Here is a 23,342-nt window from a genome sequence, read left to right as displayed (position 1 = left end):
CAGCGATCGGATGGAGCTCCCATGCTGACGGTCGGTCGCGTCGCGGGAGCCATGCTTGTTGCCGCCGCCGCGATCGGTGCGGCGATGCTGCTGCGCGGCAGCCCGCCCCCGGCCGCTGCTCCGGCGCCGCATTGGGGAAAGCCCGACATCATCTACGCGCCGACCCCGGACGAGGTGATCGATGCGATGTTCGCCATGGCGGGGCTCAAGGACGGTGACGTGATCTACGATCTGGGATCGGGCGACGGCCGGATCCTGATCGCGGCCGCGCACAGATTCGACGTGCGGGCCGTCGGGATCGAGATCGACCCCCGCCTGATCGTTCAGGCCAGGGCCAATGCAAAGGCGGCCGGGGTCGCCGACAAGGTCAGTTTCCGGCAGGAAAACATCTTCACCGCCGATTTCCACGATGCGACCGTGATCACGCTTTATCTGATCGAATCGTTGAACAAACGGCTCCTCCCCCGCTTTCTCGCGGAATTGAAGCCCGGAACCCGGATCGTGAGCCACAGCTTTCGCATGGGGGACTGGCAGCCGGAACGCGCGGAGATGGTCAAAGGCCGGATGGTCTATCTGTGGACCGTCCCGCCGCGATCGTGATTTCGGTCGAAGTGCTGGCGATCGCGGAATATATCGAGGATATGCTTGTCCTTCCGACGGGCGCGGCGAGCATGGATGAGCAATGGATTTCGAAGAGCTTCTGATCTTTTATTTCGGGACCGCCGCGATCGAAACGCTCGACGATGCGGCGCTTGAATCCGGGCTGGAGCGGCTGGGCGTGGCTCTGGGGACCGAGCGCGACGCCGGGCGTCGCTTCGCGCTATGGACACTGATGCACGCTCTGGGCGCAGCACCCGATCCGGAAAAAGTGTTCAAGGACGCAAAGGATCGCAAGGCGGCCGAGGATTATGCCTGGGCCGCGACCCGCATCGGGCGGACGTGACCGAGCGGATCACGCTCGGCCAGGCGCGGCGGATCGCGCTATCGGCGCAGGGTTTCGGGCGGAACCGCCCTGCCCTGGTCAATCAGGGCCATTTGCGGCGCACGATCGATCGATTGGGGCTTCACCAGATCGACAGCGTCAACATCATATCGCGCGCGCATTATCTGCCCGCCTTCTCCCGGCTCGGCGGTTATGACCGGACGCTGCTCGATCGTGCCGCCTGGGGCCGGAAGAGAGAGCGGCGGCTGTTCGAATATTGGGCGCATGAGGCGTCGCTGCTGCCGCTGGATCTCCACCCGCTGCTCCGCTGGCGGATGGCACGCGCCGATCGCGGCGGATCGGGCTGGCCGGCGCTGCGCATCTACGCGACCGAGCGCCGGGCCGAAGCGATGGCGGTGCTCGACCGCATCCGGACCGAGGGGCCGCTTGCGGTCTCCGATTTCGACCATGGCCGCAGCCGCAGCGGTTGGTGGGAATGGGGTGATTCCAAGCGTGTCCTGGAATGGCTGTTCTGGGCCGGACACATCACCACCGCGACACGACGTGGCAGTTTCGAACGGGTCTACGACCTCACCGAACGCGTCATTCCGGCGAATGTGCTGGCACTGCCGACACCGAACGAAGCCGAAGCCCAGCGCGCATTGATCGAGCGTGCGGCCCAGGCGCTCGGCATCGCATCCGAGGGCGAGCTGCGCGATTATTTCCGGCTCAAGCCCGACGAGACGAAACCGGCGGTCGCGGCGCTGGTCGAAGACGGCGTATTGCTGCCGATCCGGGTCGAAGGATGGTCGAAACCGGTCTTCGTCCACCGCGACGCGCATTGGCCCCGCCGCATTGCGGGCACCGCCCTGCTCGCCCCTTTCGACCCGCTGATCTGGGAACGCGCGCGGACCGAGCGGCTGTTCGGTTTCCACTATCGGATCGGCATCTACACGCCCGCCGAGAAGCGGACGCACGGCTATTACGACCTGCCTTTCCTGCTTGACGGGCATCTGGTCGGCCGTGTCGACCTGAAGGCCGATCGCCAGCGCGGCCGGCTGATCGTCAACAGGATCGGCTTCGAGCCGGGGGCTCCTGCCCACGGGCGCGAGGTGCTGTCGGTGGAGTTGGAGCGCATGGCGGCGTGGCTCGGGCTGTCCGAGGGTGTGTTGATCGGTGGGGAATAGTGCCATTCCTCCCTACGCGCAGCGTGGGGAGGGGGACCGCGCGACGTAGTTGCGTGGTGGAGGGGAAATACGATCTGTCCGCCGTCAACGAGCTCGTTGCCGCTGGCGCGGCACTTCCCCTCCACCCTTCGGGTGGTCCCCCTCCCCATCGCTACGCGATAGGGAGGAGATATTTTATGGCTTGGGTGGATCCCCCGCGCCGAGATTGTTCCAGTTGAGGATCGCGTTGAAGCCTAGGAAATAATTACCCTGGGTCTGCCAGCGCCAGAACGGCCGCAGCGCATAAAGCACCATATGGCCCTTGCCGCTCGGCACATCGACGATCAGCGCCTTGCCGGTCAGTGCCTCGCCGCCGCTCAACATGCCGCTGAGCAGGATAGTCTCGGCCTTTGCAGGGAATTGCATGATCGTACGGGGCTTCTGGGCCGGCGGCTTGGCGCCCGGAGCGGCGGGGGGAGCCGGCGGGCTCTCTGCGGTCTTGGCCTTGGCCGGTTCGCTGCCCCAGCGGGATAGCTCGACGGGCACCGCATTGGGGGTGATATTCTGCACCTGCCGTCCGCCTGGCGGTGTCGGTGAAGGCCGTGCGCCGACGCTCAGCACCGGGGCTTGCGAGAAATAGATAGGCAGCTCGCTGCCCTCATAGCCATAGGCCAGCGGGCTGGTCTTGTCGGAAAAGACGCCGCGCATGATCGCACCCTTGGTGTAAAGATCCGCCGGCCGTGTGACGCTGACCCCGGTCGCGACGCCGTAATCGGCCAGTGCCTCGACCGTCGATCCGTCGCCGATCAGCGTGCCGCCTTCCTCGACGAATTTCTTGAGTTCGGCGAGGCCGTCGAGGCCCAGCCCGCCGCGAATATCGTCGGCCTCGTCGATGCCGCCCAGATTGGGGGTCAGTTCGCTGCGCTTGTAGGGGATGGGATCGGCGCCGTCCTTGAGCACGCCCGCCACCATATCCTGCGCGCTGCCGCCGACGGTGGGATAGATGATGACGTCGTATTTCTGGCGCAACCCGCCTTCGCGCACCTTGATGTCGGCGAAATAGTCATAGGGAATGCCGTAGCGGTCGAGCGCCGCACGCCACCAGCCCTCATCCTGGGTGCGCAGCCAGGAATGGAGATAGCCGATGCGCGGCGCCGTCAGTTCGTGCGACTTGACCGCCGGCGCACGCGCCACCGCCTGGCCGTTGATGCCGAGCTCCGCCACCACTTTTTCCACCGCCGCGCGGTCCGCGTCGGGAATGATGAAGCTGCCTGCGGCATAGCTGCGCCCGCCGGCCTGGAACGGCTGTTCGGCCGCCAGCATCTTCACCCCCTTCAGCTTGAAGCGCAATGTGACGAGTTCGTTGTCGCCGCTATGGTTGATCAGGATCGTCGCGCCATTGCCCGCGATGCCGCCGCGCGGTGCGACGTCGGCGGAGAGCAGCGTCATGGGTTTCTGCAGCACCGCCGGATCGCGCACCGTCTTCAGATCGACGTTGCGCATATACTGCATCGTCCAGCCGGTATCGTCATAGGGCCGCGGATTGCTCGCCGGATAGTTCTGCACGCTCGTGTACATGTCGACGAGCGTCCGATAGGGCTGATCGCCGCGGATGACGTAATCGCCCGCCGCGATGTTGACGCCTCCCGCCGAAAAGGCCGTATCCGCCCGGCTGATCTCCACGCCCTGACGGCGCAGCGTGTTGACCATGTCGATCACGTTGAGCTTCGCGGTCTGCGCGGCCGGGATCACCCAGGCATTGATCGCCTCGCTCGACTTGCCCGTCTCCACCGCACGGCGGTTCTTCAGCCAGTAATTTTCGAGATAGAGTTCGCGATCGACCGCGACCTTGTTGAGCGCGAACAACAGGCCCGATTGCGAGATGTTGACGTGGTTGCGCGGCCCCCAGTCGATCTTGGGCAGCGGGGGATTGGGACGATACCATTCGCGGCTCGTCGTCGTTGCCGGCAAGGTCAGCCCCTTGCGGATATCGGGGCCATAGGTCTGCACTTCGTAGAAGCGGCCGAAGCTGTTGTGCGTCAGCGCGATCCAGAACAGATAATTGGGCACCCAGCCGTCGTAGAAACCATAGGTCCAGACGCCGGGGACGCCCCGCTTGGTCATCTCCATGACCTCGGTCTGGGCGAGCAGCCACCATTCCTGCGACTGGATGGGATCGAGCGAATTGTTGTACGGGCCGCTGCCGGTCGAGGTGTAGAGATACGACTGCGCCTCGTGCAGGTCGTGCAGCACCGTCGGATGCCATTCCAGCACGCCTTCGGTCAGGTGCTGCGTCATCTTCAGATATTGGCCGAGCCCGTCGCGGTTGTTGTCGTGCGCGACATATTTCCCCCAATACATCATCGGCGGCTTCGGCTTGCCGGTCTTCTTGCCGTAATAGAATGTGTCGACCATGCGCTCGCGGCCATCGACCTCGACCACCGGCGTGATGAACGTGATGATGTTCTCGCGGATCTTGCGGATGAACGGCGAATCCTCGACGGCGAGGCGATAGGCGGTTTCGACCAGCGTTTCCGGTCCACCGGTCTCGGGTGAGTGGACGCCGCTCGTCACCCAGTAGATCGGCTTCGCGGTCCCGATGATGCGCCGGGCTTCCGCTTCGCTCGTCTTGCGCGGATCGGCGAGCGCGGCGAGTTCGGCCTTGTTCTGCTCCAGCTGGTCGAGCGTCGCCTTGTCCGCGATCGCGATGACGAACAGGTCGCGTCCCTCCTCGGTCTTGCCGATCGTCCAGAAGCGGGCGTTAGGAGAGGTTTTCGCCAGCTCCTGATAATAACGCTGGATGTCCTTCGAATAGGTCAGCTCATCGGGCGTGCCGGGGATGCGGCCGAAGAATTTGAGCGGCGACGGCACCGTATCGGATGCAGGCATATGATCGACCAGCTCGGTGGTGATCCTTTTGTCCTGCAGATGCTTGGCGATCAGCGCACCATATTCGGCGTCCATGGCCTGGGTCTCCGCCTGCCCGTCCTGCGCGGCGGCAGGCGATGCCAGGCTGGTGGTGACCATCGCAAAGGCCAGCAATGCAGCGACACGGTGCGTTTTCATTGAAATTCCCCAAGCATCGATCGATCTGACGGTTTTCGAAGACGCTAGCGCCCTGTTTTCCAGGCAAGATCGATATCGCCTGAATGGAAAATGTCGACACAGGACCAGGCAAAGGCGAAAATAATTCGGCATGCCGTTACGGAAATCGTCGGTTGGAACGTCTTTCAGATGTCGGGCGTGCAATGTCGGACACAGGGAGAGAGAGGTGGCGACCGCGTCGCCAATCGTGATCGGTGCGCCTTCCCTTGGGTGCACTGATCCTCCCGCGTCAGGCTGCCCGGGCGATGTCCGACGAGCCGTCCTCGTCCATGGTGCCGTCCGCGCAGGCCCAGATCATCCGCATCGCTTTCCAGCGGTCGCCGAATGCACCGTCGATCATCAGCAATGTCTCGCTGCGCAGGATGATGCCGTCGACCCATTTATTGCCGGCAAGACGACCGAGGCTGTCGATCAGCCGGAACAATGAATGCGATCGGATATCTCCGCTGCCGTCGGCGATGCTTGCCATCGCCGTGCGCAGCTCGGCCAGCGCCAGCTCGACCACATTGTCGCTGCCGCAATGACAGGCATCGGGATCATGGCGCAGGATCACGCAATCGGTGGCCAGCGCCTCGATCGAGAGGAAATGGCCGACCTTGCGCCGCCGCTGCAGTGCGAAGCGCCGAAAGCCGCGATCGAATTCACGCATGAGATCCGCGAACAGCCCAAGCGCCACGCGCCCGTTCGCGACGATCCCAATGGCGAGCTGTCCGCGCTCGAGTCTGCGTTCCAGAATCTCCATCGTCCCCCCTCACGGCGCCATATTGAAGAGGACGTTCGGAAAACAGGTTTCCGCAGCGCCTTCGTTCGATTTGCTCCAATCTGGTGCGCCGATGCCACACAAGCCAGTGCGGCCGGGCGACGCTCGTCGATGGATTTGCGGCATCCGTCGAAGATGCGGGAATCGCGTCGCCACGACCGCCATATCCGCGCGGGGTCGTTTTCGTGTTTTCGCCCCTTCTCAACGCCGGCCAGTCGCTGCATGAGGGGGCATGGCCGATCCGTCACCGCCATCAGCGTCACCGAGCGAGAAACCTCCCTCCCCCTTTGGCATTCCGGTGTTCAGGGCGGTGTGGATCGCCAATATGGCGGGGAATTTCGGTACGCTCATCCAGCTGGTCGGCGCGTCGTGGATGATGACCTCGCTCACCAATTCGCCGACTCTGATCGCGCTGGTCCAGGCATCGACCATGTTGCCCGTCATGCTGCTCGCATTGTGGGCGGGCGCCGTGGCCGACAATCTGGAACGACGGACGGTGATGCTTTGGGCGCAGGGTTTCATGCTCGTTGTCTCCGCCATCCTGGCGATCTGCGCGTGGCAGAATCTGCTGTCCCCCTGGTTGCTGCTCGGCTTCACTTTCCTGATCGGCATCGGCACCGCATTCAACGGTCCGGCCTGGCAGGCCTCGGTCGGCGAAATGGTGCCGCGTGCCGCCCTGCCCGCCGCGGTCGCGCTCAATTCGATGGGTTTCAACCTGGCACGCAGCCTTGGTCCCGCGATCGGCGGTGTCATCGTCGCAGCGGCGGGCGCGGCAGCCGCCTTTCTGGTCAACGCGGTCAGCTATATCGGGTTGATCGTCGTGCTGCTGCGCTGGCGACCGCAATTGCCGCCCCGCCTGTTGCCGCCCGAACGGATCGGCGAGGCGGTCGGCGCGGGCATCCGCTATGTCGCAATGTCCCCCCATCTGCGCGTGGTGTTGCTGCGCGCATTGCTGTTCAGCCTTGCCGCCAGCGCGCTTCCCGCACTGATGCCGTTGATCGCGCGCGATCATATCTCGGGCGGCGCACTCACCTATGGCATGCTGCTCGGCGCATTCGGGCTCGGTGCGGTGTTGGGCGCGCTGCTGAGCGGCCGCTTGCGCGATCGCGGGTCTAGCGAGACGATCGTGCGGATGGCAACGGCGGCCTTTGCCGTCGGCACCGTGGTTTCGGCGGTGAGCTATATCCTGCCCGTCACCATCGTCGCGATGATGATTGCCGGCGCCGGTTGGGTGCTGGCGCTTTCGACCTTCAACGTCTCGGTCCAGTTCGCGTCGCCGCGCTGGGTGGTGGGGCGGGCGCTGGCGTCGTATCAGATGGCGTCGTCCGGCGGCATTGCGCTGGGAAGCTGGATGTTCGGCGGGCTTGCTGGCGCTTATGGCGTCAACACGGCACTGCTGATCGCCGGCGCATTGCAGGCGGTCGGCGCGATCATCGGCCTGTGGCGCCCCTTGCCGGAGGTTCAGGCGCTCAATCTCAATCCGCTCAGTCGATGGACCGAACCCGAAACCGCCGTCCCGGTCGAGCCGCGCAGCGGGCCGATCGTCGTCACCATCGAATATCGCATCGCACCGATGAATATCAGGCAATTCCTGGCCGAGATGGCGGAGCGCCGCCGCATCCGCATCCGTGACGGCGCGCGACACTGGGCGCTGATGCGCGACCTCGCTGAACCCGAATTGTGGATCGAGCGCTACCATGTCGCGACCTGGCTCGAATATGTGCGGCACAATCATCGCCGCACCCATGCCGATGCCGTCAATTCGGATCGGCTGCTCGCGCTTCACCTGGGGCCGGACAAGCCCCGCGTCCACCGCATGATCGAACGCCAGACCGGATCGCTGCCGATCCTTTATCCGGCCGGCGTCGGCGACGCGCTGGCGGACCCGACGCGCGCGACCTGAAGCGAGCGACCGCCGGGCGTTACAGCGCGCCCGACTCCCTCAGGGCCGCGATCTCGGCGGTGGTGAGGCCCCAATCGCCCAATGCTTCGTCATTATGCTGGCCGGCAGCCGGCGGTGGCGACTGGATGGCGCCCGGCGTCGCCGAAAAGCGCGGCGCAGGCGCAGGCTGAACGATGCCGCCCGGTGCGACAAAGGTGCCACGTGCCGCATTGTGCGGATTGTCCGGTGCCTCATCCATGCCGAGAATCGGCGCGAAACAGGCATCGCTTCCCTCGAATATGGCGCACCATTCGGCCTGGCTGCGCTCGATGATCCGCGCTGCCAGCTTCTCACGAAGCATCGGCCAGGCGCTGCGATCCGCCTGCGTGTCGAAGGCCGGGTCGTCGATCCCGGCGCGCTTGCGGAATTCGGCGTAGAATTGCGGCTCGAGCGGCCCCAGCGAAATCCATTTGCCGTCGGCGCATCGATAGGTGCCATAGAAATGGGCGCCGCCGTCGAGCAGATTGTCCTGCCGCGCTTCCGACCATATGCCCTTGGCGCGAAGGCCGTAGAACATCGCCATCAGTGATGCGGCGCCATCGCTCATCGCGCAATCGACGACCTGGCCCGTGCCGGTCGCACGCGCATGCAGCACGCCCGCCAGCAGACCGAAAGCGAGGTAGAGCGCGCCGCCGCCGAAATCCCCGACCAGATTGAGCGGCGGAACCGGCCTGTCGCCCGGCCCGATCGCATCGAGCGCACCGCTGATCGAGATATAGTTGATGTCGTGACCGGCAAGCGGCGCATAGGGGCCGGTCTGTCCCCAGCCGGTCATCCGGCCGTAGACGATCTTCGGATTGCGCGCGAGCACGACATCGGGGCCGAGCCCCAGCCGCTCCATCACGCCGGGGCGAAACCCTTCGAATATCGCATCCGCGCTTTCCATCAGTTTCAGGCAGGTCTCGATCGCCTCCGGTCGCTTCAGGTCGAGTGCGATCGACCGTCGGCCACGCTCGGTGACCGCGTACGGACTGCCGTTGACGCCGACGCCGTCGACGCCGGGCACCTTGCGATCGATGCGGATGACGTCCGCGCCGAGATCGGAAAGCAGCATGCCGCAGAACGGCGCCGGCCCGATGCCGGCGAACTCCACCACTTTCAGGCCGCTCAGCGGTCCTTGTGCGCTATTCGGCGTCACCCTCGCTCCTCCCGGATCACAGCATGGACATTGATGACGGGCATCCATGCTTCGACCTGGCTGCCGGGTCCAGCCGGAAAGACGAATTCGTGCAACGCTCTAGCCGAAACCGGTGGTGCAGCGACGGAGCAGGTCCGCCACCGCCTCGATCCGCGCCAGGCCACGCGTGTCGCTATGCGTCACCAGCCAGAAACTGCGGCGGATTTCCTTTTCGTCGGCCAGCAGCGGCACGATATTGGGATCGCGCTCGCCGATAAAGGCGGGGAGCATGCCGATCCCGGCGCCGCCCGTGATCAGCCGGTGCTGGATGTTGATGCTGGTGCTCCTCAGCTTGGGCTCCAGCCCCGCGCCGATCTCGCCGAGATAATCGAGTTCGGGCGAATAGATGAATTCGGGAACATAGCTGATCAACGTATGCCGTTTCAGCTCCTCGGCGCGCCCGGGCATGCCGTAAAGATCCAGATAGGCGCGCGACGCGTAGAGCCGCAGCCGGTAATCGCCGAGCTTGCTCGCCACCAGCTTGCCGCTGCGCGGGCGGGCAAGCATCACCGCCATGTCGGCCTCCCGCTTCGATGGATTGAGGAACCCCGAGGCGGTGACCAGATCGAGCTGAATATCGGGATGCGTGCGATGAAAGGCCGGAAGCGCGGGCGCAAGCACCCAGGTGCCGAAGCCTTCCGCGACCGATAGCCGCACCTGGCCCGACAGGCTGCGCGAATCCCCGGTCACTTCGCCCATGGCAGCAAGCGCCGCGCTCTCGATCGCTTCGGCATGGCGGAACAGGGCCTGGCCGCGATCGGTCAGGCGCTTTTCCACGCCCACGGATTCGAAGAGCTCGGCCCCCAGCGCATCGGACAATCGCGCGATCCGCCGGCCGATCGTCGTCGCATCGACGCCGAGCGCACGTGCCGCAGGCGCCATGCGCCGTGCGCGGGCCACGGCCAGGAAAACGCGCAGATCATCCCAATCGAACATCGCAACTCCCCGGCTCGCCACGCTGTATTAGCGGCTGAAATCCGGGGGCGAAACGCATTCCCGCCGCTCGTCGCGATGTTCTCGCCTTTGGGGGTGGAAAGCAGGCGCCGTCACTGGCATCACCCATGGGGAGGTGCCGCTGCAAACGGCACCGGGGGGAAATGTTCGTGCCGTCCTTGCTGCCACGCCTTCTTGGATGTCTTGCTCTCATTTGCCTCTCCACGTCGGGACTCCTTGCGCAACCACGGGCCGAAAAGCCCCTGCCCTTTGCGCCGGCTCCCGCTGCGCAGCGGGTGATCTATCGCGGTGCGACGCTGATCGACGGCACCGGCGGATCGATCCGGCGTGATATGGCGGTGGTGACCGCCGGATCGAGGATCGAGGCGGTGCTCGAAAGCCGCGCACTGACGCCCGAGATGACGAAGGGAGCGGAGATCATCGATATCGCCGGCGCCTATTTGCTGCCCGGGCTGATCGACGACCATCAGCATCTCGCGACACCGCCCGATGCACGCGCGGCGCGCGCGCAGATGCGCCGCGACATCTATAGCGGGATCACCGCGGTCCGGATCATGGCGGACGATCTGCGCTCGATCGCCGAATTGAACCGCGAGGCGATGCTGGGGGAGATTGCGGGGCCGGATCTGTATTTCGCGGCATTGATGGCGGGCCAGAGCTTCTTCGACGATCCCCGCACATCCGCTGCGGCGCGCGGCTTCACCCCCGGCACCGTGCCATGGATGCAGGTGATCACCGACAAGACCGATATTCGTACCGCAGTGTCGATCGCGCGCGGGACCGGCGCCATGGCGATCAAGATCTATGCGAACCTGCCACCTGTACTGGTCAGGAAGATCGCGGCCGAGGCGCATCGCCAGGGCATGCGTGTCTGGGCGCACGGCATGGTCTTTCCCACGCCGCCTGCCCAGGTGATCGCGGCCGGGCCGGACGTCATCTCCCACACCTGCTACCTCGCCTATCAGCTCTCCGATCCGCGTCCGCAAAGCTATCAGGATCGTTTCCCCGTCGATTATGCGAAGTTCGCTGCCGGCGACACGGCGGAGATGGCGAAGCTGTTCGCCGAGATGAAACGGCGAGACATCATCCTCGATCCGACGCTGCGGGTCTATCGCGAGACCGACCTGCGCACCGCGAAGAACCCCGGCGGCAAACCCTATCACTGCACGCTCGATCTCGCGGCGAAACTGACACTTCAGGCATTTCGTGCCGGCGTGCGGATCGCGACGGGCACCGACGGCTTCACCGAATGGGATGCGCCCTATCCCGCGCTTTACGACGAGCTGGAATTACTGGCCGAACGGGCGGGCATGTCGCCCGCCGAGGTGATCCGTGCCGCGACGCTGACCGGTGCGGGCACGATCGGGCGCGAGAAGGATATGGGCAGCATCGAGCCCGGCAAGCTCGCCAACCTGTTGGTGGTCGAACGTAATCCATTGGAGTCGCTCGGCAATCTGCGCAGCGTGCGCTTCTCCGTGAAGCAGGGCCGCCGCTACGATCGAACCGATTATCGCCCGATCACGCGCGACGAGATTCCTCTGAGAGAATGAGGCAAATGATGACCGACATTCCCCAATCGCAGATCGACCGCCGCCACCTGCTCGCACTGGGTGCTGGCGCGGTTGCGGCGCCTTCGCTGTTCTCGACGGCGGTCGCGGCGGCTGCGCCGACGCACGGGGTTCCCGCAAACGCGATCGTGATCAATGCGCTTGGCGGCCTGAGCAATCCCAATCGCCGCCCCGACGGCCCACCACCCAAGACCGGCGTCGCCAATGCCTCTGCCCGTGAGGTCGATCAGCGCGTGGTCGACGATGCCCGCGCTTCCGGCCTGACCGCGGTCAACGTGACACTGGGTTATGTCGCCGGCGACATGGAGCCATTCGAGCATAGCGTGCGGGAGATCGGCATCTGGAATGCGCGGATCGAGGCGCGGCCGAACGACTTTCTCAAGATCCTGACGACCGCCGACATCCTGCGCGCCAAGCGCGAGAATCGGATCGGCATCATCTACGGATTCCAGAACAGCGCGATGATGGGCAAGGACGTATCGCGCGCCGACATCTTCGCCAATCTCGGCGTCCGCATATTCCAGCTCACCTACAATCCCGCGAACGCAGCAGGCGACGGATCGATGGCGCCGGAAAATCGCGGGCTGACGCCTTTCGGCCGCGAACTCGTCGAGCGATTGAACGCCAACAAGGTGATGGTCGACCTGTCACACAGCGGCGAGCGGACTTGCCTGGAAGCGGCGCGACTGTCGAAACAGCCCATTTCGATCAACCATACCGGCTGTCGCGCACTGACCGATCTGCCGCGCAACAAGACCGATGCGGAACTGCGTCTGGTCGCCGAGCGCGGCGGCTTTGTCGGCATCTATTTCATGCCTTTCCTCAACCCCACCAGCCACGCCACGGCGGAGGATGTGGTCGCGCATATCGACCATGCGGTGAAGATCTGCGGTGAGGATCATGTCGGTATCGGCACCGATGGCGGCATCACCGCGATCGATGACCTCCCCGCCTACCGGACACGCATCGCCCGCGAGATCTCCGACCGCAAGGCCGCGGGCATCGGCGCGGCCGGCGAGAATCCGGATACCTTGCCCTTCGTGATCGACCTGCGCGGTCCCACCCAGTTCCATGACCTGGCCGACCGGTTGCGCAAGCTCGGCTATGGCGAGGCACGGATCGAGAAGATCCTGGGCCGCAACTTCGTCAACTACGCCAGGACGATCTGGGGCGCCTGATCGCCCGACCGCAGGAAGAGAGATTTTGATGTCGCAAGAGATGATCGCCTTCGTCAACACCGCGCTCGTACCGATCGGGCTGATGCTGATCATGTTCAGCATGGGCCTGACCTTGAGGCTCGGCGATTTCGGGCTCGTCCTCGCCAATCGTCGCACCGTGCTGGCGGGCCTTGGTGGACAACTCGTGCTGATGCCGCTGCTCGCGCTCGCCATCGGCTGGCTGCTTCAGCTGCCGCCCCAATATGCGCTGGGTCTGTTCATCCTCGGCATCTGCCCGGCGGGCACGACATCGAACGCGCTGACATTCGTCGGACGCGGCAATATCGCGCTCGCGGTCGTGCTGACGGCGCTGTCGAGCCTGATCACCGTCTTTTCCATTCCGATCCTGCTGAGCTGGGCGATCCCGCATTTCGCGGCAGGCGGCACAGTTCCCGACCTTTCCATTCCCAATGTGATGATGCAGCTGATCCGGATCACCGTGCTGCCGATCGCGGTCGGCATGCTCGTGCGCCGTTTCGCCCCTGACCTGGCCGCACGCGTCAGCCGCTGGCTTCGCCCGGTTTCGCTGATCGTCCTGATCGCGGTGGTCGCCTTCGCGATCGGCGTCAGCCTGGACATGGTGCTCGCCAATCTCTGGGGCGCAGGCCCGGCGATCCTGCTGCTCAATGTCGCCGCGATGGCGGCCGGGCTCGGCATTGCGCGGCTGATCGGCGCGGGCAGCGCCGATGCGATGACGCTGGCGATCGAGGTCGGCGTGCACAATGTCACGCTCGCAACTTTCCTGACCTTGACCGTGCTCGACAGCCTGCCGCTCGCGGTGACCCAGAATATCTATGGTCTGGTGATGATCGTGAACGCGATGCTGCTGATCCGCTGGTTCCGTTCGCGCCTCGCGCCGGCGGCGGCCGCATGAGCGGATTGCTGATCCTGGGCCGCGAGGATGTGGAACGGCTGCTGACCTATCGCGCCTGCATCCCGTTGATGCGCGACGCGATGATCGCATTGTCGAACGGGACGACGCGGCAATTGCTGCGCGGCATCATCGATCTCGATCATGGCCGCGCATTCGGTGTGATGCCCGGCGCAATGGGTGGCGACGGACCGTTCGGCGCCAAGCTGGTCAGCGTGTTTCCGGAGAATTTCGCGGCCGGCAAACCCTCGCATCAGGGCGTGATCGCGCTGTTCGATGCGGCTACCGGTGCCCCGGTGGCGATCGTCGATGCCGGCGAGGTCACCGCGATCCGCACCGCTGCCGCGACCGCCGCCGCGACCGACACGCTCGCGCGCGCCGACGCGTCGCGGCTTGCCGTGCTGGGCTATGGCGAACAGGCCTGGCGGCATATCGAAGCGGTCAGCCATGTCCGAACGCTCGATCATGTCACGATCTGGGGGCGCGATCCGGCACTGGCGGCTGCGATGGCGGCGCGGGTTCGCACGGAATTGGGGCTCGACGCGGATGGCGCGCCCGATGTCGGTGCAGCGGTTGCGCATGCGGATATCGTCTGCACCACCACCGCCGCGCACGATCCGATCCTGCATGACGATCATGTCCGGCCCGGCACCCATATCAATGCGGTCGGATCGAGCCGCGCCGGCCCTGCCGAACTCGACACTGCGCTGGTCGCGCGCGCACGTTTCATTGCGGACTATCGCCCCGGCGTGCTCGCCCAGGGTGCCGAATTCCTGAATGCGAAGGCAGCCGGGCTCGTTGGTGACGATCATGTTCTGGGCGAAATCGGCCAGATAATGGCAAACACCCTGGCCGGCCGCACTGGCCCGGACGACGTCACCATCTATAAATCGCTTGGCCATGTCGTGCAGGATCTTGCGAGCGCCGCCTATCTGTGTCGCGCCGCCGAGGCCGCATCGGCCGGAAGCCGGGTTCCATTCTGACGCACAGAGATAGGTGAAAAGACACGTGTCTTTTGTCGGATTATGCCTCCACAACCACCCCTCTCCTGCTAAGGGGGCGGGATGGAACGTTGCGGGCAAGGCGCCATCAGCGTAGTTGAAACATGTCGTTGCCGGAACAGGTTATGAAGTCGATGGGCAAATCAGAGGATAGCATGAGCGGCCGTAGCGCATACGACCCGAGCAGCCCGGGTTTCCGGCTGGAGAATTCGCCATTCTACTTGATGGCGCACGCCGACTACAAATATCATGAGGATATGGACAAGGTGCTGCACAAGCATGGCGTGTCCAAGCCCATCTACCGCATCATGACGGTTCTTCGCGAACATCAGCCGGCAAGCATCGGCGCACTTGCCGAAGTCGCGCTGACCAAACGATCGACGGTCAGCCGGATCATCGATCGCATGCTCGAACAGGGGCTGGTCACGACCGAGCCCAATCCCGAGGACAATCGCATCACCGAAGTGACGCTGACGCCGGCTGGGCAGCAGACGCTGCGCAAACTGACCCCGATCGTCGGCCGCCAGTTCGTGCGTGCGACCGAAGGCATCAGCGATCGCGACATCGCCCAGTTGCTCAAGACGTTGCAGAAGATCAGCCACAATCTGAGCAAGCTGCCGATCGAGTAGATTTTCCCCTGTCATTCCCGCGAAAGCGGGAATCCAGTGACGTAGAGCTCGATGATCGACATCGTCTGGATTCCCGCTTTCGCGGGAATGACAAGAAGAGGGAGGTCGCCCTTACCGAGCCCCCTTCTCCACCACCACCTGACCATCCGCGACGACATAACGAACGTCGCGCAGGCCTGAGAGATTGGCGAGCGGATCGGCGCCCACCACCAGGATATCGGCGATCTTGCCGGGCTCGATCGTGCCCAATTTGTCCCCCATCCGCATGATCTGCGCACCGACGCGCGTCGCCGAAGCCAGTATTTCCGCATTGGAAAGCCCGGCCTGCTTCAGATAGTCGAGTTCGCGGAAATAGGCGTCGGGATAGCGGCGTTCATTCTCGAACGGGATGTCGGTGCCCACCCCGATCGGCACGCCGGCGCGGTGCGCTTCCGCGACACGCTTCAGATGATCTTGCTGGTTGATCACGAACCGGCGCGAATGGGTGTGATAGAAGCCGCCGGTGGGAATGCCCGCTACCGGATATCCGCCCTCCAGCAGATTGTCGAAGGCGCCGATCGTCGGCACGAAGGCGGTGCCGTGCTTCTTCATCAGCGGCACTGCCTTGTCGGTCATCGCCAGCGGATGTTCGAGCGTATCGACCCCGGCTTCGATCGCCATGTCGGTATAATCGCCGAAACTGTCGATCGCGACCGGCGCCCCGAGCGAATGAGCTTCCTCGATCGCGGCGGCGAGTTCCTCCTTGTCCGCCGGCGCCCCCAGCTTGATCCAGTCGGCCAGGTTGCGCACCTGCTCGCGCACGGCCGTCCGCCATTCCCATGGCCCATCGAAGCCGCGTGGAGCGCCGCCAAGCGCTGGTTTCTGGCGCCCGGTCGCGGTCGAGGTGACTTCGTCGCCATGGCCGCCCGTGCTCGAAATGATCCGGCCGCTCCACATCACCCGCGGGCCGCGGATGATCCGGCGATCGACGCCTTCCTTGATACGCAGCGCGACGTCGTCCATCGTGCCGACATCGCGCACGGCGGTGATGCCCGCATCGATGAGCTGATCGGCCAGCGCCACGCCACGGATGGCGGCAGCGGCGGGGCTGTCCGAATATCTGCCCATATCGTCGCCGCGCTGCTGGGTGAAATGGATATGCAGGTCGATCAGCCCGGGCAGGATGTAGAGCCCGGACGCATCGATCACGCGCCCGGCGTTGGCGGGCACAGGCATCGATGCGGCTGGCCCGGCCGAAACGATGCGATCGCCTTGCAGCACGACCACGGCATTGGTGATCGGCGAACCGCCGCGACCGTCGAGCAATGTGCCGCCCTTCAGCACCACCAGCGGCTCGCGGCTGCGGTCGACCGGCGGGATGGGCAGCCGCCGGACATCGTCGGTCGTGTCGCCCAGCGGACGGGCCAGCGGGCCGGGTTGCGCCTGAGCGCTCCCGCCGGACATGGCGGTCGCGACAAGCGCCAGTGCGACACCCGCTCCGATCCGCAATCTCGATCGGTTCAGCCGAATATTCATGACCGCGCTCCCAATTATGTGAATTAGCACATGATTTAAAGCGCGATTCGCTTGACCGTACAAGCCGCTTTTGCTTGGTTCGCTGCCGACGTCCCCGATTGCGTCGGCACGGCCAGGGAAAGGAGCCGGGCGTACATGCCGCAAATGACAATGCAGGACGCGCTGCACCAGGCGATGGACCTCGCGCGCACCGACCATGGCGAGCACGCCACGCGCCTGCTCCACCAGATATTGGCAGCGGCGCCGGAACAGCCCGATGCATTGCAGCTGCTCGGCATGATCGCTCGCAGGCAGCGGGACGATACGGCCGCCGTCTCGCTCTTTCGGCGTTCGCTTGCCGCCAGTCCCGCGCAGCCGAACGTGCTCAACAATCTCGGCAACAGCTTGCTCGATCTGGGGCGGTACGACGAGGCGGCCGATGCCTATCGTGGCGCTTTGCGACTTGCGCCCGATTTTGGCGATGCGCGCGTCAATCTGGGGCTGGCGCTGCTTGCAGCCGGCGATCCGGCGGCCGCGTGCGAAACGCTTCGTGCGGCAACAGGCCAGGCTCCGCGCGACGGCAAGGCCTGGTCCGCATTGGGACGGGCGTACAGGGCCGATGGACGGCTCGACGATGCCGTTGCGGCGTTCCGCACTGCGCTCGACATCCGTCCGGGCCATGTCCCGACGATGCACAATCTGGCCGTGGCGCTGCGATTGTCGGGCGATCCGGCGCAGGCGCTGCATCTGTTCGAACATTGTGCCATCGCTCAACCCGGTTCGGGGGAAATCCGCTACAATCTCGGTCACTGCCTTCAGGATCTGGCGCGGTTCGATGACGCCGCGACCGCCTATCGCGCCGCGATCGAGGTCCGGCCCGACGATCGCGATGCGCACGACTCGCTTGCACGCCTTCATTGGCAGACCGGGAACACCGCCGACTATCTGCGCAGCTATCAGGAGGCTCTGAGCATTCGGCCCGACGAAGCAGGGCTGCTCGCCGATCTCGCCAACCGATGGAATCTGGGCGGCCGATCGGCCGACAGCATCGCGCTGCTTGCGCCGGCGGTGGCGCGCGGGATCGATACGGTCGAAATACGCCACAGGCTCGGCCAGGCATTCTGGGCGCAGCGGCAGAGCGACGCCGCCCTTGCCCAATTCTCGGCCGCACTCTCCCGCGATCCCGGCAATGCCGCGGTCGCCCGGGAAGTCGCGCGGACGCTTATCATCCTGGAACGCCCCGCCGAAGCGCAGGCGGCATTGGATCCTGTGCTGGCGCGCAATCCACTGGATCAGCAGTCGATCGCCTATCAGGCGCTATGCTGGCGGTTGACCGGCGACCGGCGGGAAGAAGACGTCAACGACTATGAACGCTTCATCGACAGCGCAATCCTCCAGCCGCCCGCCGGGATGGGTGACGTCGCCGCGTTCAATGCGCGGCTAGAGGCCGTGCTCGCCGATCTGCACACCATGTCGCACCATCCACTCGAACAGACGCTGCGCGGCGGCACGCAGACCATCGGCGACCTGTTCGATCGCGACAGTCCCGAGATCGCGGCGATCCGGCTGATGATCGAGGCCCGGATCCGCGACTATATCGCGGTCTTGCCAGACGATGCCGGACATCCCTTTCTCCGCCGCAGATCGGGCGGTTTCGCCTTTGCCGGATCATGGTCGGTGCGGCTGCGCAGCACGGGCTTTCATATGAATCATCTCCATCCGGAGGGCTGGATCAGCTCATGCTATTATGTCGGGCTGCCCGCCGCGGTGGACAAGGCTCCGGACAATCAGGGCTGGCTGAAGTTCGGGGAGACCGCGCTGGGCCTCGGCCCGCGCGAACGCATCGCCAGGCTGGTCAAGCCCGAGATCGGCAAGCTCGTGCTGTTCCCCTCCTATTTCTATCACGGCACCATCCCGTTCGAGGATGATCGCCACCGCACCACGATCGCATTCGACGTCGTTCCGGCGTGACCATATCGCCGGGAGAAAAAGTTGCATATGCACGTTTTTGGAGTCATAGTCGGCCATAGAGAGGGAGAAGAACCAATGACGACGCAGACGCTTCAGCAGTTCGCCGCCGGGGTCGCCTCGGGCGCGATCCGTACCGTTGACCTGACCCAGACGCTGTCCCCGGACACGCCGACATTGGTGCTCCCGCCAGAATTCGGCCAATGCGCCGGCTTCAGCCAGCAGGAGATCTCGCGCTACGACGAGCGCGGCGTCGCCTGGTACTGGAACAACTTCACCGTCGGCGAGCATACCGGCACCCATTTCGACGCGCCGATCCACTGGGTGACAGGCAAGGACCTGCCCGACAATGCGCTTGATACGATCCAGCCCGCCGATTTCATCGCGCCTGCCATCGTCATCGATATCTCGGCCAAATCGGCCGCCGATCCCGACTATCTGCTGACCGTCGCCGATATCGAGGCCTGGGAAACCGAGCATGGCCGCATCCCGCCACGCAACTGGGTGCTGCTGCGCACCGACTGGTCGAAGCGTTCGGTGGAGGATTACGTCAATCGCCGCGAGGATGGCGCGCATACGCCCGGGCCGTCGGCCGAAGCGGTGCGGTTCCTGGTCGAGGAACGCGACGCACACGGCTTTGGCGTCGAGACGATCGGCACCGATGCAGGCCAGGCGCATCTGCTCAACCCGCCCTACCCCGCGCACGGCATCTTTCACGGCGCCGGCCGCTACGGCCTGCAATGCCTGCAGAATCTCGATCAGCTTCCCGCGACCGGCAGCGTGGTGATCGCCACCCCGCTCAAGATCGCTGGCGGATCGGGCAGTCCGCTGCGCGTGCTGGCGCTGGTCGGGGGCTGAGCCGATGGCGGAACGCTCGTTCAAGGCCGAGGTGGAGCAGCTCCGGATCGGAGCGAACGAAGTGTTCCACGGCGAAGGCATATTGGCCGTCACCAAGGCGCTGCTCCAGGCGGGCGTCGCTTATGTCGGCGGCTATCAGGGATCGCCGATCAGCCATTTGATGGATGTGTTCGCCGACGCGAACGACCTGATGCGCGAGTTGGACGTCCATTTCGAGTCAAGCGCGAGCGAGGCCAGTGCCGCGGCGATGCTCGCGGCGTCGGTCAATTATCCGCTGCGCGGCGCGGTCGCGTGGAAATCGGTGGTCGGCACCAATGTCGCCTCCGATGCGCTCTCCAACGTCGCATCGGGCGGCGTGACGGGCGGTGCGCTGATCATCCTGGGCGAGGATTATGGCGAAGGCTCCTCGATCATGCAGGAGCGCACCCATGCCTTCGCGATGAAGTCGCAGATGTGGTTGCTCGATCCCCGCCCGAACCTGACGGCGATCGTCGATATGGTTGAAAAGGGTTTCGAACTCTCCGAAGCCTCGAATACGCCGGTGATGCTGGAACTGCGCGTCCGCGCCTGCCACGTCACCGGCAGCTTCGTCGCGCGCGACAATCAGCGCCCGAAGATGACCGTACAGCAGGCGGCGGAATCGCCGACCCGCGACGTCGAACGGATCGTGCTGCCTCCCGCCAATTTCCTCCACGAGGTGGAGAAGATCGAGAAGCGCTGGCCGGCGGGCATACGATACGTTCAGGAGAACCGGCTCAACGAGCATTTCGGCACGCGTGACGATGATATCGGCATCATCGTCCAGGGCGGGTTGTTCAACTCGCTCAACCGTGCGCTCGAACTGCTCGACCTGTCCGACGCCTATGGCAATGCCAGTTTGCCCATCTATGTGCTCAACGTCACCTATCCGCTGATCCCCGACGAGGTCCGCGATTTCTGTACGGGCAAGCGCGCCGTGCTGGTGGTCGAGGAAGGCCAGCCCGAATTCATCGAGCACGAACTCAACACCCTGGTGCGCCGTGCCGATCTACAGACACGGATCATCGGTAAGGACGTGCTGCCGCGCGCCGGCGAATATAGCGGACAGGTGATCCGCGACGGCGTCGCGAAGTTCTTGCGTGCCTGGGCGCCGGACCGGGCGCCGCCCGAAACACCCGCTGCTCCGCCGGCATTGACGCCTGCCATGGTCCCGCAGCGGCCCGCCGGCTTCTGCACCGGCTGCCCCGAACGGCCCATCTTTTCGGCGATGAAGCTCGTCCAGAAGGAACTGGGCGAATTCCACGTCTCGGCCGATATCGGCTGCCATTTGTTCTCGATCCTGCCGCCCTTCAATATCGGCAACACCACCATGGGCTATGGCCTGGGAACCGCCGGCGCCTCGGCGTTCAAGCCTGGCGGCAAGCGCGCGATCGCGATGATGGGCGATGGCGGCTTCTGGCATAACGGCCTGACCTCGGGCATCGGCAACGCCGTCTTCAACCAGGACGACAATCTGACGATCATCGTCGACAACGGCTATTCGGCGGCGACAGGCGGGCAGGACATCCTGTCCTCCAAGGCCGAGAACGCCAATCGCCAGACCAACAATCCAATCGAGAAAGCGGTGCGCGGTATCGGCATCGGCTGGGCGAAGACGCTCACGCGCACCTATGACGTGGCGGGCATGCGCGATGCGATCCGCGATGCGCTGACCAGCCCGGAAAAAGGCCCGAAAGTGCTGGTCGCCCAGTCCGAATGCCAGCTCAACCGCCAGCGTCGCGTGAAGCCGCTGATGGCCAAGGCGATCAAGTCGGGCCAGCGGGTGGTGCGCGAGCGCTTCGGCGTCGACCCCGACACCTGCACCGGCGACCATAGCTGCATTCGCCTGTCGGGTTGTCCGTCATTGACGATCAAGGCCAATCCCGATCCGCTGCGCCAGGATCCGATCGCACATGTCGACAATAGTTGCGTCGGCTGCGGCGTGTGCGGCGAGGTCAGCCACGCGGCGGTGCTCTGCCCGTCCTTTTACAAGGCGGAAATCGTCGCCAATCCGACGCGCTGGGATCGCACGCGCGACCGGTTGCGGAACTGGGTGATCGGCGCGGTGCAAAGACGGTCGGCACGTTCGATCGCGGCAAGGGCATTCTGAGCATGACGGATGATCGCAAACGCATTGCCATCGCCGTGCTCGGCCTGGGCGGCCAGGGCGGCGGCGTGCTCGCCGACTGGATTGTCGAACTGGGCGCGCATAACGGCTTCGTTTCGCAGGGAACCTCGGTGCCCGGCGTCGCCCAGCGTACCGGATCGACCGTCTATTATATCGAGATGATCCCCGATGGCCCGGCCCAGCCCGTACTGGCGCTGACCCCGGTTCCGGGCGACGTCGATATCGTCATCGCGTCCGAACTGATGGAAGCGGGCCGCGCCATCCTGCGCGGCTTCGTCAGCGCCGACCGCACGGTGCTGATCGGATCGACCCACCGGGTCTACGCCATCTCAGAGAAATCGGCGATGGGCGACGGTCGCGCGAGCGGCGAGCGCATCCTGGCGGCGGCCGGTGAACGCGCCAAACGCTTTATCGGCTTCGACATGGATGCACTGTCGGCAAAGACCGGCAGCGTCATCAGTTCGGTGATGTTCGGCGCACTGGCCGGCAGCGGCGCCCTTCCCTTCCCGCGCGAGGCCTTCGAAGCGGCAATCCGCGCCGGCGGCAAGGCGATCCAGACCAATCTCGCGGGCTTTACCGCCGGCTTCGAGGCCGCACAGGGGCGGCTGAACGAAACCGTCGAAGCCGTGGCGGCTACGCAGCCGAACAGCGCGACCGGAAGAGCCTTTGCCGAGCGGATCGCCGGGCAGTTTCCGGCATCGGCGCATGAGTTCGCGATCGAAGGCGTGCGGCGGCTGATGGATTATCAGGACGCCCGCTATGCCGAGCTCTATCTCGATCGGCTGGCAGGCATTCGCGCGGTCGATGACGGCGCCGAAGACTGGCGGATGACGCGTGAAGCGGCGCGCCACCTGGCGCTGTGGATGAGCTATGAGGATACGATCCGCGTCGCCGATCTGAAGGTCCGCGCCAGCCGCTTCGCGCGCGTGCGCGATGAGGTGAAGGTGGCCGACGATCAGCTTCTCCACATCACCGAATATATGCATCCGCGGCTCGAGGAGATTTGCGAGACATTGCCTGCCGGCATCGGGCGGCGGATCCTGGCCAGCGACCGGTTGTCACGCTGGCTGCACCCGATGTTCAAGAAGGGGCGCCATGTTCGGACGACCAGCGTCCGCTGGTTCCTCATGCTCTCCATGCTCGCAAGCTTCCGCCGCTGGCGGCGCGGTACGCTGCGCTACGAGATGGAACAGGCGCGGATCGAGGACTGGCTGGATCTGGCACGGAACGCCGCCGGCCGCGATCCTGCGCTCGCGCTCGAACTGATCCTCTGTCAGCGGCTGATCAAAGGCTATGGCGACACCTTCGCACGAGGGCTGTCCAGCTATTCGCGGATCGTCGAGCGCTATCGCGCATTGGGCGACGGCGCCGACGCCGCGACGATCAAAAGGCTCCGCGAGGCCGCACTGGCGGACGAGGATGGCATTGCACTGACCGGTGCGCTGGAAGAGCTGCAACTGGCGTCGTGAGTGACTCCCTCTCCCTCTTCAGGGGGAGAGGGTTGGGGAGAGGGGGGCGTCGGGGCAGGATCGAGCACCGGCGCCAAGGCCTCTTCCGACTCCCC

19 protein-coding genes are annotated in these 23,342 nt (G+C 65.0%); 14 read left to right on the top strand and 5 right to left on the bottom strand.

Going from position 1 to position 23,342, the window contains the following annotated elements:
* Positions 1 to 21 precede the first annotated feature (21 nt).
* From AC3WN8_RS16955 to AC3WN8_RS16940, 4 genes are read left to right on the top strand one after another with little or no spacing between them, the layout of a single operon-like run.
* A complete protein-coding gene (locus AC3WN8_RS16955; protein WP_492670639.1) occupies positions 22 to 600 on the top strand; it encodes an SAM-dependent methyltransferase in 579 nt (192 codons plus the stop codon).
* Positions 576 to 704, top strand: coding sequence for a hypothetical protein (locus AC3WN8_RS16950; protein ID WP_492670638.1), 129 nt, complete (start codon positions 576 to 578; stop codon positions 702 to 704). The genes AC3WN8_RS16955 and AC3WN8_RS16950 overlap by 25 nt, the downstream gene beginning before the upstream one ends.
* A complete protein-coding gene (locus tag AC3WN8_RS16945; RefSeq protein WP_492670637.1) occupies positions 683 to 943 on the top strand; it encodes a hypothetical protein in 261 nt (86 codons plus the stop codon). The genes AC3WN8_RS16950 and AC3WN8_RS16945 overlap by 22 nt, the downstream gene beginning before the upstream one ends.
* The gene (locus tag AC3WN8_RS16940; protein WP_492670636.1) at positions 940 to 2,109 is read left to right on the top strand and encodes a winged helix-turn-helix domain-containing protein; all 1,170 of its coding nucleotides are present in this window, start codon (positions 940 to 942) and stop codon (positions 2,107 to 2,109) included. The genes AC3WN8_RS16945 and AC3WN8_RS16940 overlap by 4 nt, the downstream gene beginning before the upstream one ends.
* A gap of 174 nt (positions 2,110 to 2,283) precedes the next feature.
* On the opposite strand, the gene AC3WN8_RS16935 is transcribed toward AC3WN8_RS16940, so the two are convergent.
* On the bottom strand, positions 2,284 to 5,154 hold the full coding sequence (locus tag AC3WN8_RS16935; RefSeq protein ID WP_492670635.1) for a M14 family zinc carboxypeptidase: 2,871 nt from the start codon (positions 5,152 to 5,154) through the stop codon (positions 2,284 to 2,286).
* Positions 5,155 to 5,422: 268 nt separating this feature from the next.
* Entirely contained in the window at positions 5,423 to 5,935 is a 513-nt protein-coding gene (locus AC3WN8_RS16930; protein WP_492670634.1) for a hypothetical protein, read from the bottom strand.
* A 250-nt stretch (positions 5,936 to 6,185) separates the two neighbouring features.
* Between AC3WN8_RS16930 and AC3WN8_RS16925 the strand changes: the two genes are divergently transcribed.
* Positions 6,186 to 7,856 carry an MFS transporter gene (locus AC3WN8_RS16925; protein WP_492670633.1) on the top strand — a complete coding sequence of 557 codons (1,671 nt, stop codon included), beginning with the start codon at positions 6,186 to 6,188 and terminating at the stop codon, positions 7,854 to 7,856.
* Between the two features lie 19 nt (positions 7,857 to 7,875).
* Here the strand turns inward: AC3WN8_RS16925 and AC3WN8_RS16920 are convergent, their stop codons facing one another.
* Positions 7,876 to 9,033: a CaiB/BaiF CoA transferase family protein gene (locus AC3WN8_RS16920; protein ID WP_492670632.1), complete on the bottom strand. Its 1,158-nt coding sequence runs from the start codon at positions 9,031 to 9,033 to the stop codon at positions 7,876 to 7,878.
* A gap of 99 nt (positions 9,034 to 9,132) precedes the next feature.
* Positions 9,133 to 10,008: a LysR family transcriptional regulator gene (locus AC3WN8_RS16915; protein WP_492670631.1), complete on the bottom strand. Its 876-nt coding sequence runs from the start codon at positions 10,006 to 10,008 to the stop codon at positions 9,133 to 9,135.
* Between the two features lie 293 nt (positions 10,009 to 10,301).
* Here AC3WN8_RS16915 and AC3WN8_RS16910 point away from each other — a divergent pair, with 293 nt between their 5' ends.
* From AC3WN8_RS16910 to AC3WN8_RS16890, 5 genes are all read left to right on the top strand, one after another.
* Positions 10,302 to 11,576, top strand: a complete 1,275-nt coding sequence (locus AC3WN8_RS16910) for an amidohydrolase family protein (RefSeq protein ID WP_492670630.1) — start codon at positions 10,302 to 10,304, stop codon at positions 11,574 to 11,576.
* Between the two features lie 8 nt (positions 11,577 to 11,584).
* Positions 11,585 to 12,772 carry a dipeptidase gene (locus AC3WN8_RS16905; protein ID WP_492670629.1) on the top strand — a complete coding sequence of 396 codons (1,188 nt, stop codon included), beginning with the start codon at positions 11,585 to 11,587 and terminating at the stop codon, positions 12,770 to 12,772.
* 28 nt (positions 12,773 to 12,800) lie between these two features.
* Entirely contained in the window at positions 12,801 to 13,685 is an 885-nt protein-coding gene (locus AC3WN8_RS16900) for a bile acid:sodium symporter family protein (RefSeq protein WP_492670628.1), read from the top strand.
* Positions 13,682 to 14,665 carry an ornithine cyclodeaminase family protein gene (locus AC3WN8_RS16895; RefSeq protein WP_492670627.1) on the top strand — a complete coding sequence of 328 codons (984 nt, stop codon included), beginning with the start codon at positions 13,682 to 13,684 and terminating at the stop codon, positions 14,663 to 14,665. Before AC3WN8_RS16900 ends, AC3WN8_RS16895 begins: the two co-directional genes overlap by 4 nt.
* Before the next feature lie 173 nt (positions 14,666 to 14,838).
* Positions 14,839 to 15,312, top strand: a complete 474-nt coding sequence (locus AC3WN8_RS16890; protein WP_492670626.1) for a MarR family winged helix-turn-helix transcriptional regulator — start codon at positions 14,839 to 14,841, stop codon at positions 15,310 to 15,312.
* Positions 15,313 to 15,423: 111 nt separating this feature from the next.
* On the opposite strand, the gene AC3WN8_RS16885 is transcribed toward AC3WN8_RS16890, so the two are convergent.
* Complete coding sequence (locus AC3WN8_RS16885; RefSeq protein ID WP_492670625.1) at positions 15,424 to 16,827, bottom strand: amidohydrolase family protein; 1,404 nt, start codon at positions 16,825 to 16,827, stop codon at positions 15,424 to 15,426.
* A gap of 135 nt (positions 16,828 to 16,962) precedes the next feature.
* Here AC3WN8_RS16885 and AC3WN8_RS16880 point away from each other — a divergent pair, with 135 nt between their 5' ends.
* From AC3WN8_RS16880 to AC3WN8_RS16865, 4 genes are all read left to right on the top strand, one after another.
* Entirely contained in the window at positions 16,963 to 18,777 is a 1,815-nt protein-coding gene (locus tag AC3WN8_RS16880) for a 2OG-Fe(II) oxygenase family protein (protein WP_492670624.1), read from the top strand.
* 75 nt (positions 18,778 to 18,852) lie between these two features.
* On the top strand, positions 18,853 to 19,632 hold the full coding sequence (locus tag AC3WN8_RS16875; protein WP_492670623.1) for a cyclase family protein: 780 nt from the start codon (positions 18,853 to 18,855) through the stop codon (positions 19,630 to 19,632).
* Positions 19,633 to 19,636: 4 nt separating this feature from the next.
* A complete protein-coding gene (locus tag AC3WN8_RS16870) occupies positions 19,637 to 21,760 on the top strand; it encodes a thiamine pyrophosphate-dependent enzyme (protein WP_492670622.1) in 2,124 nt (707 codons plus the stop codon).
* A 2-nt stretch (positions 21,761 to 21,762) separates the two neighbouring features.
* Positions 21,763 to 23,247 (top strand): indolepyruvate oxidoreductase subunit beta family protein, encoded by a 1,485-nt coding sequence (locus AC3WN8_RS16865; RefSeq protein ID WP_492670621.1) that lies wholly within the window; start codon positions 21,763 to 21,765, stop codon positions 23,245 to 23,247.
* The last annotated feature ends 95 nt before the right edge of the window (positions 23,248 to 23,342 follow it).

It is taken from the genome of Sphingobium sp. FW305-3-2-15-F-TSA7 (genome assembly GCF_058787155.1).
Note: the sequence above shows the minus strand (reverse complement) of the source record. Positions and strands in the feature narration are given on the sequence as shown.

Excerpts from the sequence above, each read along its gene's own strand:
- AC3WN8_RS16955 (WP_492670639.1), top strand. The coding sequence starts at position 22 with ATGCTGACGGTCGGTCGCGTCGCGGGAGCCATGCTTGTTGCCGCCGCC.
- AC3WN8_RS16945 (WP_492670637.1), top strand. The coding sequence starts at position 683 with ATGGATTTCGAAGAGCTTCTGATCTTTTATTTCGGGACCGCCGCGATC.
- AC3WN8_RS16935 (WP_492670635.1), bottom strand. The coding sequence starts at position 5,154 with ATGAAAACGCACCGTGTCGCTGCATTGCTGGCCTTTGCGATGGTCACC.
- AC3WN8_RS16930 (WP_492670634.1), bottom strand. The coding sequence starts at position 5,935 with ATGGAGATTCTGGAACGCAGACTCGAGCGCGGACAGCTCGCCATTGGG.
- AC3WN8_RS16925 (WP_492670633.1), top strand. The coding sequence starts at position 6,186 with ATGGCCGATCCGTCACCGCCATCAGCGTCACCGAGCGAGAAACCTCCC.
- AC3WN8_RS16915 (WP_492670631.1), bottom strand. The coding sequence starts at position 10,008 with ATGTTCGATTGGGATGATCTGCGCGTTTTCCTGGCCGTGGCCCGCGCA.
- AC3WN8_RS16905 (WP_492670629.1), top strand. The coding sequence starts at position 11,585 with ATGACCGACATTCCCCAATCGCAGATCGACCGCCGCCACCTGCTCGCA.
- AC3WN8_RS16900 (WP_492670628.1), top strand. The coding sequence starts at position 12,801 with ATGTCGCAAGAGATGATCGCCTTCGTCAACACCGCGCTCGTACCGATC.
- AC3WN8_RS16895 (WP_492670627.1), top strand. The coding sequence starts at position 13,682 with ATGAGCGGATTGCTGATCCTGGGCCGCGAGGATGTGGAACGGCTGCTG.
- AC3WN8_RS16890 (WP_492670626.1), top strand. The coding sequence starts at position 14,839 with ATGAGCGGCCGTAGCGCATACGACCCGAGCAGCCCGGGTTTCCGGCTG.
- AC3WN8_RS16885 (WP_492670625.1), bottom strand. The coding sequence starts at position 16,827 with ATGAATATTCGGCTGAACCGATCGAGATTGCGGATCGGAGCGGGTGTC.
- AC3WN8_RS16880 (WP_492670624.1), top strand. The coding sequence starts at position 16,963 with ATGCCGCAAATGACAATGCAGGACGCGCTGCACCAGGCGATGGACCTC.
- AC3WN8_RS16875 (WP_492670623.1), top strand. The coding sequence starts at position 18,853 with ATGACGACGCAGACGCTTCAGCAGTTCGCCGCCGGGGTCGCCTCGGGC.
- AC3WN8_RS16870 (WP_492670622.1), top strand. The coding sequence starts at position 19,637 with ATGGCGGAACGCTCGTTCAAGGCCGAGGTGGAGCAGCTCCGGATCGGA.
- AC3WN8_RS16865 (WP_492670621.1), top strand. The coding sequence starts at position 21,763 with ATGACGGATGATCGCAAACGCATTGCCATCGCCGTGCTCGGCCTGGGC.